12 protein-coding genes and 1 pseudogene are annotated in these 13,578 nt (G+C 74.1%); 10 read left to right on the top strand and 3 right to left on the bottom strand.

Features of this window, described 5'->3' with window-relative positions; all coding sequences use genetic code 11:
• Positions 1–3 precede the first annotated feature (3 nt).
• Positions 4–936, top strand: a complete 933-nt coding sequence (locus tag ACFY1T_RS17400; RefSeq protein ID WP_390788900.1) for an AAA family ATPase — start codon at positions 4–6, stop codon at positions 934–936.
• 84 nt (positions 937–1,020) lie between these two features.
• Positions 1,021–1,401 (top strand): NTP pyrophosphohydrolase, encoded by a 381-nt coding sequence (locus ACFY1T_RS17395; RefSeq protein WP_390788899.1) that lies wholly within the window; start codon positions 1,021–1,023, stop codon positions 1,399–1,401.
• A 40-nt stretch (positions 1,402–1,441) separates the two neighbouring features.
• Here ACFY1T_RS17395 and ACFY1T_RS17390 read toward each other — a convergent pair whose 3' ends face one another.
• Entirely contained in the window at positions 1,442–1,975 is a 534-nt protein-coding gene (locus ACFY1T_RS17390; protein WP_390788898.1) for a hypothetical protein, read from the bottom strand.
• 373 nt (positions 1,976–2,348) lie between these two features.
• Here ACFY1T_RS17390 and ACFY1T_RS17385 point away from each other — a divergent pair.
• The 3 genes and pseudogenes from ACFY1T_RS17385 to ACFY1T_RS17375 form a co-directional block, all read left to right on the top strand.
• Positions 2,349–2,462 (top strand): annotated as a pseudogene (locus ACFY1T_RS17385) (hypothetical protein); the annotation flags it as partial.
• Positions 2,463–2,588: 126 nt separating this feature from the next.
• Positions 2,589–2,963 (top strand): YbjQ family protein, encoded by a 375-nt coding sequence (locus ACFY1T_RS17380; RefSeq protein ID WP_390789130.1) that lies wholly within the window; start codon positions 2,589–2,591, stop codon positions 2,961–2,963.
• A gap of 188 nt (positions 2,964–3,151) precedes the next feature.
• Entirely contained in the window at positions 3,152–6,628 is a 3,477-nt protein-coding gene (locus ACFY1T_RS17375) for an endo-alpha-N-acetylgalactosaminidase family protein (protein ID WP_390788897.1), read from the top strand.
• Here ACFY1T_RS17375 and ACFY1T_RS17370 read toward each other — a convergent pair.
• Both ACFY1T_RS17370 and ACFY1T_RS17365 read right to left on the bottom strand, forming a co-directional pair.
• Positions 6,616–7,434, bottom strand: a complete 819-nt coding sequence (locus ACFY1T_RS17370) for a helix-turn-helix domain-containing protein (protein WP_390788896.1) — start codon at positions 7,432–7,434, stop codon at positions 6,616–6,618. The genes ACFY1T_RS17375 and ACFY1T_RS17370 overlap by 13 nt on opposite strands.
• The gene (locus ACFY1T_RS17365; protein ID WP_390788895.1) at positions 7,328–8,416 is read right to left on the bottom strand and encodes an EamA family transporter; all 1,089 of its coding nucleotides are present in this window, start codon (positions 8,414–8,416) and stop codon (positions 7,328–7,330) included. The genes ACFY1T_RS17370 and ACFY1T_RS17365 overlap by 107 nt, the downstream gene beginning before the upstream one ends.
• 29 nt (positions 8,417–8,445) lie before the next feature.
• Between ACFY1T_RS17365 and ACFY1T_RS17360 the strand changes: the two genes are divergently transcribed.
• From ACFY1T_RS17360 to ACFY1T_RS17340, 5 genes are all read left to right on the top strand, one after another.
• Entirely contained in the window at positions 8,446–9,966 is a 1,521-nt protein-coding gene (locus tag ACFY1T_RS17360) for a PLP-dependent aminotransferase family protein (RefSeq protein ID WP_390788894.1), read from the top strand.
• Positions 9,967–10,103: 137 nt separating this feature from the next.
• Positions 10,104–11,690 carry a glycosyltransferase family 2 protein gene (locus ACFY1T_RS17355; protein WP_390788893.1) on the top strand — a complete coding sequence of 529 codons (1,587 nt, stop codon included), beginning with the start codon at positions 10,104–10,106 and terminating at the stop codon, positions 11,688–11,690.
• Positions 11,691–11,805: 115 nt separating this feature from the next.
• Positions 11,806–12,237: an LPXTG cell wall anchor domain-containing protein gene (locus tag ACFY1T_RS17350; protein ID WP_390788892.1), complete on the top strand. Its 432-nt coding sequence runs from the start codon at positions 11,806–11,808 to the stop codon at positions 12,235–12,237.
• Between the two features lie 15 nt (positions 12,238–12,252).
• The gene (locus ACFY1T_RS17345) at positions 12,253–12,954 is read left to right on the top strand and encodes an RNA polymerase sigma factor (protein WP_390788891.1); all 702 of its coding nucleotides are present in this window, start codon (positions 12,253–12,255) and stop codon (positions 12,952–12,954) included.
• Positions 12,951–13,466 carry a hypothetical protein gene (locus tag ACFY1T_RS17340; RefSeq protein ID WP_390788890.1) on the top strand — a complete coding sequence of 172 codons (516 nt, stop codon included), beginning with the start codon at positions 12,951–12,953 and terminating at the stop codon, positions 13,464–13,466. Before ACFY1T_RS17345 ends, ACFY1T_RS17340 begins: the two co-directional genes overlap by 4 nt.
• The last annotated feature ends 112 nt before the right edge of the window (positions 13,467–13,578 follow it).

The raw sequence follows: 13,578 nt of genomic DNA, 5'->3' as shown, positions 1-13,578 counted from the left end.
CCAGTGTCCGAAGACCCCGCCCGCCCCGTCGTCCACGTCATGACCGGGTTGCCGGCCTCGGGCAAGACGACGGCCGCACGCGCCCTGCAGGCCGAGGCCGCGGGCCGGATGCGCCGCGTCAACCTTGACGACCTTCGGGCCATGCTGGACCTGCCCGACCCCGAGCGCGGCCGCTCGTACCGGCACGAGCAGACCGTCCTGGCCGTGCAGGACGCGGCCGTGCGCGCGGCCGTCGAGGGCGGCTTCGACGTGGTCGTCGACAACACGCACCTGACCTCGAACATCCCCAAGCGGCTCAAGGCGGCGGTGGCGGGGCGCGCGACGTTCGTGGTGCACGACTTCACCGACGTACCGGTCGAGGAGTGCCTGCGCCGGGACGCCGCGCGGGAGCGGCCCGTCGGCGAGGAGATCATCCGGATACTGAACGACAAGCGCATGAGCGCCAAGAGGGGCGGCTGGCGGCTCACCGCCGAGTGGCTGAACGACCAGCCCGTGGTCGAGCCGTACGTGGCCGACCCGGCGCTGCCCTCCGCGGTGATGTGCGACATCGACGGCACGCTCGCGCTCACCGGCGACCGCAGCCCGTACGACTTCTCGCGCTGCGAGATCGACGCGCTGAACGAGCCGGTGCGGTACGCGCTGGACGCCTTCCGGCGCGCCGACGGCGACACCATCGTGCTGCTGTCCGGGCGCGGCGAGGAGCACCGGCCGCAGACGGAGGCGTGGCTGCGCCGGCACGCGGTGCCCTACGACGAGCTGTGGATGCGGCCGCTCGGCGACACGCGCCGCGACGACGTGGTGAAGGCGGAGCTGTTCGACGCGCACGTGCGCCACCGGTACGCGGTGCGGGTCTCCCTGGACGACCGGGACCGGGTGGTGGCGGTCTGGCGCCGGATGGGCCTGCCGACCTGGCAGGTCAACTACGGCGACTTCTAGGGCGTGCCGGGCGTCGCGGGTCGGGCGGGACTTCGCGGACACGCCCTGGCGCGGACGGCTGCCGGGCTTCCCCATACTGGGAGGATGAGCGTGTTGATCGTGGACGGCGCGAACGTCGTCGGCTCCGTACCGGACGGCTGGTGGCGGGACCGGCGGGGCGCGGCCGAGCGGCTGCGCGACCGCCTCGCGGAGCGGGACCCGGCCCAGGGCGCGGAGATCGTGGGCATCGGGCCGGTCGAGGAGATCGTCCTCGTCGTCGAGGGAGCGGCCCGGGGCGTCGAGTCCGTGCCCGGAGTACGGGTGGACCCGGCGCCCGGGAGCGGCGACGACCGGATCGTGGAGCTGGCGGCCGCCTACGCGGAGCGCGGCTGCGTCGTGGTCACGGCGGACCGGGAACTGCGCGAGCGGGTCCGGGCGCACGGTGCGCGGTGCGTCGGGCCGCGCACCGTACGCCCGGTGGGCTGACCGGCGGCGGGACCCGCCGCCCGGTGCACGGGCCGGAAGGTCAGTCGCACCACTTCACGTGGTCGAGGTTCTTCACGTAACGGGCGGTGATCCAGGCCTTCTTGCCGTCCTTGCCGTCCTTGCCGTCCTTGGCCTCCGCCCCGTCCGCCGCGTTCTCCGTGCTCTGCGGGGCCTCATCCTTCGAGACTCCCGGCTGGGCCACGGGCTGCCGGCCGTCCTTCTCCTTCTCCTTGACGTGGAGGAGGTACCAGATGTCGTTGCCGTCCACCTTCTCGCCGCGCACCTTGCACACGATGGCGACCTTGTGGTCCGGCTTCACGTATCCCACGGAGTGCGAGCGGCTGGTCGGCTTGGAGCGGAGCTTCAGAGGTCCGCGCGAGACGACCTTGCCGACGGAGTACTTCCGGCCCTCGTAGGTGCCGGCCTGGTCGCCGTCCGGCTCGAGGACGACCAGCTCCTGCGAGGGGCCGTCGGCCATCGGACCCTCGTCCGCGGCGGCGGCGCCCGCGCCGACCCCGCCGAGCACCAGGCTTGCGGCGGCGAGGGCGAGGACGGTCCTGGTGGGCTTCCGCATGTGCAGGCTCCTCTGGGAAGACGTCCGCCCGGCCGCGGTGAGTCGCCGGCCGGGGCGGCAGCCGGGCGGCTGCCACGGTCGACTATGGCGAGGGCGGGTCGAAGGGCCCCGATGGCTCACCGCTGGTTAGCCCGAAATGCCCAATGACCAGCCATCTGCTCCAGGTATGGACCACCTGGACGCCGCGCGGTCCTGGCACCCGATCGAGGGACTCCCGTGGCCGACTGCGTGGAGGTCGACCGGGTCGTCGAACTGCGCGCCGAACGCCGGCTGCGGCCGATGAACCGCCCGCTGCCCCGGGTGACCGCCCTGCTGGAGGAAGGCGTACTGCACCGCCGCTGCGGGAACGCGGCCGTGGGAGCACGCCGAGCCGGCGTACGTGGAGCACATCAGCGGCGCGAACCACGTGACCAGGCCGCGGGCCCTGGACGAATACCGCAACGCCTTCGCGAACCTGCGCGGCGCGGCGGCCTCCCACGACGAGAGCGTCGCCCTGATCCTCGCGGCGCGCCGCCGGTTCGGCTCCGGAGGGCTCCCGGCCGGCCGGTCGCCGGTGGCCGGAACGGGCCCCCTCCGGATGCGTGGGCCCGCGCCCGCCGCGAGAGTGGTTGCCATGGGAATCGAAGATTACAGCGGCGGCCCGGGGGCCCAGCAGACCGGCGTCATGGTCGTGACGACGAACGACGTTCCCGGGTACCGGGTCGAGCAGGTCATCGGCGAGGTCTTCGGCCTCACCGTCCGCTCCCGCCACCTCGGCAGCCAGATCGGCGCGGGCCTCAAGTCGATGATCGGCGGCGAGCTGAAGGGCCTGACCAAGACCCTGGTGGAGACCCGCAACCAGGCCATGCAACGGCTCATCGAAGCGACCAAGGCCCGCGGCGGGAACGCGGTCCTGATGATGCGCTTCGACGTGACCGAGGCCGCCGACGTCGGGACCGAGGTGTGCGCGTACGGGACGGCCGTGGTGATCACCCCTGCCACCTCCTGATCCCCTCCATCCCTCCATCACTTCATCCCTTCATCCCCTCCCCTCACTTCCGTAAGTCCAGGACGGGGCTCTGCTTTGTCCATGGGCCTGCGTCGGCGCGGTCCGCAAGCTGACAGGTCAGTGAGCGGACCGCGGGACTCCGTGCCGCGCGGTCTTCCGCCCAGGAAGCACCGACTCCCGGAGGCCCGATGCGCACCCCCCTCTGGCCGACCGCAGCCGCGGTCGCCGGTCTCCTCGCCACCCTGGTCGTCTCCGCGCCCGCGGCATCCGCCGAGGACACCGGCAGAGCCGCCGCGGCTGCCGCCGCGTCCCCCGTGACGATCAGCTCGCCCGAGCTGTCCGTGAGCGTGGACGGCGGCTTCCCCCGGGTCGTCGCCTACACCCGGCGGGCCACCGGGGACGTCCTGTACGGCAACGAGGACGTCCTCTCCACGATCGTCGTCAACGGCACCGCCTACACCCCCGCCGTGACCTCCACGCCCTCGGCCTCCGCCGTGGACTACGCGCTGGCCTTCTCCGGGGTGACCGTCAGATCCCGCCTCTCGGTGACCGGTTCGGTCGTGGAGTTCAAGGTCACCGCGATCGAGGACACCGCCGCCCTGCGCGTACGCAGCCTCGCGATCCCCGACCACACCCTCGTCAGCGTCCGCAGCGACCAGCCCGGGGCCGCGCTGGCCACCGCGAACATGCACACCGCCACGACCGGCACCGGGGACACCTTCACCCCCGTCACCGCGAGCACCCCCGTCGACGCCGCCGCGACGACGGTGATGTACGGGCTCGCCAACACCGCCAGGCTGGCGGCCGCCATCGACTCCAACTCCCTCTACGACACCCCCTCCGGAGGCACCGCCCGGGAGAACGGCCGGATCGGCAAGCGGGTCACCGACAAGGGGGCCTACCGCCGCGCCGGGCTGTGGAGCGGAGCCTGGCTTTACCGGGCCGCGGGCGCCGCCGACACCGACACCGAGCCGCTCCCGTACGCACGGATCGCGATCACCGGGGACCGCAACGGCGACGGGGCCGTCGACTGGCAGGACGCCGCCGTCGCCTACCGCGACATCTGGACCCCGCCCACCGGCTGGCAGCGGACCGCCGACCGGGTCGTACAGCGCATCCCCTTCAACTTCGCCTCCCAGGCCACCCACCCCTTCGCCGAGACCCTCGACGAGACCAAGCGCGTCAGCCTCGCCACGGACGGCCTCGGCCAGTTCGTCCTCCTCAAGGGGTACGCCTCCGAGGGGCACGACTCCGCGCACATGGACTACAAGAACGTCGGCTCCAAGGCGGGCGGAGCGGCCGGCCTCAACGCCCTCACCACCGCAGGACACGCCTACAACGCCGACTTCGGCGTCCACATCAACGCCACCGAGGAGTACCCGGTCTCCGCCACCTTCGACCCGGCACACCAGAGCGGGGGAGCGGGCTGGGACTGGCTCGACCAGTCGTACTACGTGGACACGCGCAAGGACGGCCAGTCCGGCGAGCGGCTGGGGCGCCTCAAGGACCTCAAGGCGGCCGCGCCGGGGCTCGACTTCCTGTACGTGGACGTCTGGTACGGGGACGGTTACGTGTCCCGCAAGCTCCAGCGCGAGATCGGCGGGCTCGGCTTCCAGCTCGCCACCGAGTTCCCCAACACCCTGACCGAGCAGTCCCTCTGGCACCACTGGGCCGCCGACCTCGCCTACGGCGGCAGCGACCTCAAGGGCGTCAACTCCACCATCGCCCGCTTCATCGCCCGCTTCATCGCCAATCACGCGAAGGACGACTGGATCGCCGCGAACCCGCTCCTCGGCGGCGCCGAACTCACCGCGTACGAGGGCTGGCAGGGCAAGAAGGACTACACGGCCTTCCTGAACACCACCTTCGCCGTCAACCTGCCGACCAAGTACCTCCAGGAGTCCCCGATCGTGAAGTGGACCTCCGACACGGTCACCCTCGCGGGCGGGACCACGGCCACCACCGCCGGCGGCACCCGGAAGATCACCACCGGCGGCCGCACCGTCCTCTCCGGCGGCAGCTACCTGCTCCCGCGCGACGGGAAGCTCTACCACTGGAACGACAAGGGCGGCTCCACCACCTGGACCCTGCCGGCCGGCTGGACCGCGCCCAGGCTGTACCGGCTGACCGACACCGGGCGGCAGCCGGTCGGCGACCTCCCCGTCACCGGAGGCCAGGTCACGATCAACGCCACCGCGAAGACCGCCTACGTCGTGACCAACGGCGCCGCACCCGCGCAGGCCGACCCGCAGTGGGGCGAGGGCACCCCGGTCAAGGACCCCTCCTTCTACGCGGGCGACCTGAAGGCCTGGACCGTGACCGGGACGGGCGCCGCCGTCACGCGCAACGCCCAGGGCCAGAACGAGCTCACCCTGGCCGCCGGGACCGCCCCCGCCGTCTCCCAGCAGCTCACCGGCCTGACCCCCGGCACCTACGCCGCCTCCGTCTGGGTCTCCACCCCCGCCGGCCGCGCGACCACCCTCACCGTCGACCCGGCGGGCGGCGCCTCCGCGTCCGTGTACGCCGACTCCTCGACGCTGACCGACAGCCTGGGCGGCAGCGAGAAGAACGGCACGACGATGCAGCGGATGAAGGTGCTCTTCGACGTGCCGGCCGGGCGGTCCGCGGCCACCCTCAAGCTGTCCGCGGCCGCAGGTCCCGGCACGGTCCGCCTGGACGACGTACGGGTCGTCCGCTCGGCCCGCACCCCGCTCGCCGGCCACTGGTTCACCGAGGACTTCGAGAACGGGGACGCCGGCTGGGGTCCCTTCGCCTTCGGCGGAGCCGGCGGCACGGCCACCGACCCGCGCACGCACATCGCCCAGCGCAACGCCCCGTACACCCAGGCGGGTTGGAACGGCAAACCGGTCGACGACGTGATCTCCGGGCAGAACTCGCTCAAGTCGCACGAGGAACGGCAGGGCCTGGTCTACCGCACCCTCCCGCAGACGCTCAGGTTCACGCCCGGCCACACCTACAAGGTCGCCTTCGCCTATGAGAACGGCTTCTCCGGCGACTACCGTTTCGTCACGGGCTCCGGCGCCACCGAGACGGCCGCCGCGCTGAACCAGGCGCGGACGGCCACCACCTTCACCAAGACCTTCACCGCCGGGGCCGATGCCTGGATCGGCATCCGGAAGGTCACCGCCGAAGACTCCCACGACGAGGCCGACTTCATCCTCGACGACCTGGCCGTCGACGACCTCGGGCCGGCCGATGGCGGTGAACTCCTCGTACCACAGGCGCAGATGAGCGTTCAGGGCGTCGACAGCCAGGAGACCGCCGGCGAGAACGGGCGCGCCGCCAACGTGCTGGACGGCGACCCCGCCACCATCTGGCACACCGAGTGGTACGCCGCCACGGCGCCGATGCCGCACGAGGTCACGCTGGATCTGGGCGCCGCCTACAACGTCTCGGCGCTGCACTGCCTGCCCCGGCAGACGCAGAGCAACGGCCGCATCGCCGACTACCAGGTGTTCACGTCCGCGGACGGGGTGAACTGGGGGGCCGCCGCCGCAACGGGCACCTTCGCGAACACCACCGCCCGCCAGGACGTCCCGTTCACCGCCAGGACCGCCCGCTACGTCAGGCTCAGGGCCACGAGTGAGGTGGCCGGCAACCCCTGGACCTCGGTCGCGGAGCTCACCATCGGCTACCTGCCCTGAGCCTGCGGCACCGACTGCTGCCTGCGGAAGCGGACGGGCGCCATGCCCACCCGGCGGCTGAACAGCCTGCTGAAATACGCCGGATCCTCGTACCCGACCCGCCGGGCGATCCCCGCGACCGGCAGGTCGGTCCGGGCCAGCAGCTCCTTCGCTCGGCTGAGCCTGATCCCGAGGAGGTACTCCTTGACCCCTTCCCCGGTGCTGCGCCGGACGGCCCCGCGCAGCTCGGGGAGGGGTATCCCGAGCCGGGCCGCGTGCTCGGCCACCGAGATCGGCAGCAGTGCGTCCCGGGCCAGCGCGTCCATCACCGCGTCGCCGTTCCGGGACACCCCGGCACGCGCGTGGCGCAGCGCCACGAGCAGTCCGTGCACGGCCGCGGCCGCCTCCACCTCCAGGAGCGGGCCGCCGCGCCGTGCGGTCCGTACGATCCCGTCGATCACGTGCCGCACGCCCTCCGTCCCGCTCAGCGGCACGAGCGGGCGCTCGGGAGTCACGTAGCCGAGGTCGGTGTACGCCTCCACGCTGCGGCCCGCGAAGTCCACGAAGCACTCGTCCCAGCCGGTCTCCGGGTCCGGGCCGTAGTGGTGCTCCACGCCGGGCACCAGCCACAGCAGGGCGGGCGCGGTCACCGGCTGCGGCGGACGCCCGGCGTGGCTGAACCAGCCGCGCCCCCGGGTGACGACCACCGCGACGTGGTGGTCAAGGGCCCGGGGTCCGACCACCGGCAGCAGGCCCTGCTGGACCCCGACGCCGAGGCATACCAGGCCGAGCCTGCGGTGGTTGGCGGTGGGGGAGAAGTAGCGCATCCAACTGCTGTACGGGGGGCTGCTGTACGGGGGCGTCGGCATCTGCGGATTGTGATCCACCGGGCCGGGCGCCCTCAAGGGCGCACGAGGGCCCGGTCCTTGCGGTCCCCCGTCGCGGGGCGCCGGGCGCGACGGTCAGCCCGAGGGCCAGCCCGGTGACCACCACGACCAGGCCGAGCCAGACCGGCGGGCCCGGGATCCCGCCGCCGGAGAGGGCCCCGATGGCGGCCGCGGCCAGGGGTGCGACCCCGGTCAGCAGCCCGGCCCGGCCGGCGCCCACGGCGGCCACCGTGCGGTACCAGAGGAGGAAGGCCACGGCGGTGACCATGACGGCCAGGTACCCGGTGGCAGCCCACCGGGCCGGTCCGAGGGCGAGCAGGTCGGCCGGACGCTCGGCGATCAGCATCAGCACCACCAGCATCACGGCCCCCAACGATACGGCGTGGACGGAGACTCCCCACGGACCGTGCCGCCGCAGCACGGGTACGGCGAGCAGGGTGAACGCGGCCTCGCAGGCCAGCGCGAGCGCGGCCCAGGCCACCCCGGCGGCGTCCGTCCGGCCCGTCCCCTCGACGAGGACGGCCCCGGCGACGACCACGAGGGCGGCGACCAGGATCCGGCGGCTGGGACGGCGGCCCTCCAACAGCGGGCCGAGCACCCCGAGCAGCACCGGCGCGGACGCCACCGCCACGGCGACGACGGCCGGTTCGGCATGCGCGACCCCGCGGACGACGGCCACGTTGAACAGCACGAGCCCGGCGGCCGCGATCCCGGCCAGCCACAGCCACTCCCGCCCCCGCGGGCGCAGGACCGGCACCCGGGCGGCCCGGGCGAGGGCGAGCAGGAGCAGGGCGGCGGCCGCGTAACGCACGGCCTGGGTGGCGAACAGCGGGGCGTCGACCAGGGAGCGCGACACGGTGACGCTGCTTCCGACCAGCACCATGCCGAGGGCGCCGGGCGCCAGGGGGGCGAAGGTGTTCATACGGTCCACCCTCTGCAAGCATTGGTCCCGTGGACAGGGCCAATGACCATCACTCCGAGGGGTCCGAAAGCCCCCGCCCGGCAGGCGGCTCGGACTTCCTCCAGCTGGACCTGCGGGAGGTCGCGCCGGGCGGCCGCACGGAGCGCCTGACGGCCCGCATCCGCTCGGCGATCGCCGACGGCACGCTCCCGCCGGGCAGCCGGCTCCCCCCGAGCCGGGTGCTGGCGGCGGAGCTGGGCGTCTCCCGGGGGCTAGTCACCGAGGCCTACCGGCGCCTGGCGGACGCCGGCCAGATCCAGGGCGGGGGCCGGGCGGGCACGACGGTGGTGGCCGTCCCCCTGGTGCCGGGCCCCCCGGCCGCGGCCGTCCCGCCCGCCCGGCTCGCACCGGGCTCCCCCGACGGCCCGGGCGGCCCGTTCGGGGCGGGGGACGGCGGGGCGCTCGTCGACGCCCTGCGGGCCGTGCCGTGCCGGATCGACCTCTCGCCGGGGGTGCCCGACCTCACGGCGTTTCCGCGTACGGCCTGGCTGCAGGCCGAGCGGCGCGTGCTCGCCGCGCTCACCCCCGGCGACTTCGGCTACGGGAACCCGCAGGGCGCGCCCGCGCTGAGGACGGCCGTCACCGGCTGGCTCGCCCGCAACCGCGGGATCCGCGCCGATCCCGACGAGGTCGTCGTCGTGGCGGGCGTCGCCCAGGCGCTGGCCCTGGTGGCGCACGTCCTGCGCGAGGGCGGCGTACGGAAGGTCGCGGTGGAGGACCCCGGCTCGCTCGGGGCCCGGCAGCAGCTCGAGTACGGACGGCTGGAGACCGTGGCGGTCCCGGTGGACGAGGGCGGACTGGACACCGCCGCACTCCGGGCGAGCGGAGCCCCGGCGGTGCTGCTCACACCGGCGCACCAGTTCCCGACCGGGGTCGTGCTCGACGGCGAACGCCGCCGGGAACTGCTCGGCTGGGCGGCGGCCGGGGGACTGGTCGTCGAGGACGACTACGACGCCGAGCACCGTTACGACCGCGCACCCGTGCCCGCGCTGCGCGCCCTGCTGCCGGAGGGCGTCTGCTACGCCGGGAGCGTGTCCAAACTGCTCGCCCCCGCGCTGCGGCTCGGCTGGCTGCTGGTCCCGCCGCGCCTGCGCGCGGCGGTGCTCGCCGCGAAGCGGTACGCCGACCTCGGCAATCCGGTCCTCGCCCAGCTGGTGCTGGCCCGGCTGATGGACTCGGGCGAGCTGGAGCGCCACCTGCGTTTCGTCCGGCGCCGCCACCGCCGCAGGCGGGACGCCATGCTCCGGGCGGTCGCCGCGCACCTGCCGGGCGCCCGGGTCCACGGCGCGGCGGCGGGCCTGCACCTGATGGTCACCTTCGACGGCGCGGACTTCGAGGACATCGACCTCGCGGCCGGGGCCCTGGCCCTCGGGGTCAAGGCGCACCCGCTGTCCTGGCACCGGATCCGGCTGGGCGCCCCCGGCCTGGTCCTCGGCTACGCGGCGAGCCCACCGGGCGAACTGGAGGAGGGCGTCGCCCTCCTCGGCCGGGCCCTGTCCTGCCTGCGCTGACCCGGCGGGACGGGGAGCGCCGTGCGCCACCGCGGGGACCGCCGCCCGCCTCCGCGGGCGCGGGCGGAGGGCACCCGTGCCCCGGTTCGGACCGACCCCCTCCGGAGACGGTGAAGCGGAACTTTATGCTCAGGTGCATGCACCACGCGTCCGTCCCCGACATCACCGTGATCATCGCCGTCTACAACGCGATGCCCTACCTGAACGAGTGCCTCGACTCGGCGCTCGGGCAGAGCCTGGGGGCCGAGCGGCTGGAGGTCATCGCGGTCGACGACGGCTCCACGGACGGAAGCGGCGCCGAGCTGGACCGCTACGCCGACCGGTACCCGCAGGTCCGGGTCGTGCACCAGCCGAACTCCGGCGGCCCGGGCGGGCCCCGCAACCGGGCCCTCGACCTGGCCCGCGGCCGGTACGTCTTCGTCCTCGACGCCGACGACTTCCTCGGCCCCGAGGCCCTGGAACGGCTCCTGGACATGGCCGAGACCCAGGGCAGCGACGTCGTGCTCGCCAAGCAGGTCGGCCTCGGCCGGACGGTGTCGGAGAAGGCCCACCGGCACGCCGAGGAGGCCGGCCTCCACACCTCCGAGGTCTACCGCTCGCTGCACTCGGCCAAGCTGATGCGCCGCCAGGTCATCGAGGACGCCCGACTGCGCTACCCGGAGGACCTCTGGTACGGCGAGGACCAGGTCTTCGTGACCGAGGTGTTCCTGGCCGCCGGCAAGATCTCGGTCGTCGGCGACTACGACTGCTACTTCCTGCGCCGCCGCGACGACGGGCAGAACATCACCTCCCGCCCCCGCACCGCGAGCGAGACGGTGGCGCACATCGAGCGCGTCATGGCGCTGGTGGCCGAGCGGGTCCAGGACCCGCTCGGGCGGCGCCGGATGCTCGGCCGGCACTTCCGCAGCCTGCTGCGCACGGCACTGCGCCCGGCCGTCGAGGCCCGCCACGAGAACCCCGGCTTCACCGCCGAGGTGTACGAGCGGGCGCGGGTGCTCGTACAGACCTACTGGCGACCGGAGATGGGCGGCGAGCTGCCGCCGATCGACTGGATCCGGCTGTACGCCTTCGCCTGCGGCCCGCTGCCCGCCTTCGAGCAGCTGATGGAGTACGACCCGGCCCTGGAGCCGGCGCGGGAGATCGTGGACGACGGCCGCGTATACCGCTGCTACCCGCTGTTCCGGGACCCCGCGGCGGGTCTGCCGGACGTGCTCTTCGACGTGACGGACAAGCTCAGGACGCAGCACCGGCTCTCGTCGCTGACCTGGCCGGGCGGCGGCCGCGTACGACTGACCGGGCACGCGTACATCCAGTCCCTCGGGACCGGCCGCATGCAGAGCGAGCTCCTGCTGCGGGCGCGGGAATCGGGCGACGAGCACCTCGTGCCCCTCCTCGCCCGACCGGCCCCGGAGCTCACCGAGCAGAACCCGGAGCTGATGATGGCCGGGTTCCTGGCGGAGCTCGACCTGGCCACGCTGGCCGACGGCGGTCCGATACCGCCGGGCACCTGGGACTGCTTCCTGAACGTACGGGCGGACGGTGTCACGCGTACCGTCCGGCTCGGCCGCCGGCACGCCCCGGAGCTCGACCGCACGGCCCGTCGCGCCAAAATCCTGGCCCGAGATCCGGGCGGAGCGACGGAACTCACGGCCGCCGCCTTCTTCACCACGTACGGAAACCTCAGCTTCGAGGTGGTCCGCAGGATCCCGCTGCCCACGGCCTGAGAAAAATTCTTCGGAACCGGCGGCAACCTCTCGGGGGGTCGCGCGTCGTGCGGGGGTGAAGGGCGGCATTCCGAGCCCTGCACCGACCGTGACCCGACCGTGGAGAACCACTGTGATGAACCTGAAGCGCGTCCCCTCGACCGTCCGCCGGGCGGCCGTCACCGCCGCCGCCGCCGGAGCGGTCCTCGCGCTCGCCGGTCCCGCCTTCGCCGCCCAGGGGGCCTCGGCCACCCCGTCGCCCGTCCCCAGCGTGTCGTCGAGCGCCACGCCCACCCCTTCGCGCAGCGTTCCGCCGACCTCGGCCCCGAGCGCCCACCCCACCCCCTCGCGCAGCGTTCCGCCGACCGCCGAGCCGAGCGTCCAGCCCACGGGACGGCCCAGCGCGTCCCCCAGCGGGGCGCCCGCCGCGACCCCTTCGCAGGCCGGTGACGAGCTCGCGCATACTGGCTCCTCCGCCACCAACGCCGCCATCGGGGCCGGGGCTGCCGTGCTCATCGCCGCCGGCGCCGGCACCCTGTACGCCGTCCGGCGCCGCGCCAACGGCTGAGAACCCGGGAATCCAGTGCTCCACCTCGCAACACCCGCACCATCCGCACGCCCCGTCACGCTCGGCTTCGGCCGGGCGTGGCGGGGCTCGTGGTCGTGGCGGGCCCTGTGGTCGTCGGTGCTGCGCCGCGAGCGCGCCACCCCGCGGACCGCCCGGCCGTACGGGCACGGGTCCGGGCACACGTACGGTCGGCAGGCCGCCTACGACGGCGACCTGCGCGGCGAGGCGCCGCAGCCCACCGTCACCGAGCTCTACCACGCACACCGGCTGCGCATGGTGCGGCTGGCGGTGCTGCTCGTCGACGACCTGGCCACCGCCGAGGACGTGGTCCAGGACGCCTTCACGGCCCTGTACCGGCGCCACGGGGAGCGGATCGGCGAGGTCGACAACGCGCTGGGCTACCTGCGCACCGCCGTCGTCAACACCTCCCGGTCCGTGCTGCGCCGGCGCCGAACGGCCCGTGCGTGGACCCCGCCCGCGGCGGCGGACGTCCCGTCCGCGGAGGACCACGTCGTCCTGGACGAGGCACACCGCGAGGTCCTGGCCGCACTCGGCCGGCTGACCCCGCGCCGCAGGCAGGTCCTCGTACTGCGCTACTGGGCCGATCTGAGCGAAGCGGAGATAGCGACCACCCTCGGGATCAGCCGGGGCTCGGTGAAGTCGAACGCGAGCCGCGCCCTGGACGCGCTGGAAAAGATTCTGGAGGGACGGATATGACGCTCGGCGAACGCCCCGTCGAAGGCAGGCTGCGCCAGGCCCTCGACGCCCGTGCGGACCGGATCACCGTCCGCGACCTGCGCCCCGCGGAGCCGCCGGGTCTGCACGCCCGGCTGCCCGCCGCGCGGCTGCGGCTGAACCTGCGCCGGTTCGCGCTGCCGCTCGCGGGTCTGGCCGCGGCCGCCGCCGCGGTGGCCGGGTACCTCGTACTGGGCCCGGACGCGTCCCCGGCCCGGCCGGTGCCGCCGGCCTCGCCGCCCGAGTTCACCGGCCCCGGGCCGTCCCCGCAATCCGGGACGGGGTCCGGCAGCCCGCATCCGTCGGTGAGCCCGACCCCGTCCCCCTCCCGGCCCCCCGGGACCCGCTCGCCGCTCGAGCCGACGCCGACCCCGTCGTCGTCGGGTGAGCGTTCCGCGGCCCCGCCGTCGAGGTCGCGGCCCCCGTCCGCCCTCCCGTCGTCCACGCCGCTGCCGTCCTCGTCACCCCCGAACGCGACACCGTCCAAGAGCTAGGGGGTGTCCGCAAAGTAGCGCCGTCCGCCCGGAGGGCGGTCCCGCGGCGTCCGGTGCGTGCTCTCGGTGTGCCGGGCGGAAGCGCTTGTACTGGACGTACTCGGGATTTCGC

This window comes from Streptomyces sp. NPDC001194 (assembly GCF_042896985.1).
In the GTDB taxonomy this organism is placed as follows: domain Bacteria; phylum Actinomycetota; class Actinomycetes; order Streptomycetales; family Streptomycetaceae; genus Streptomyces.
This window is presented reverse-complemented; position numbering and strand designations above follow the sequence as displayed.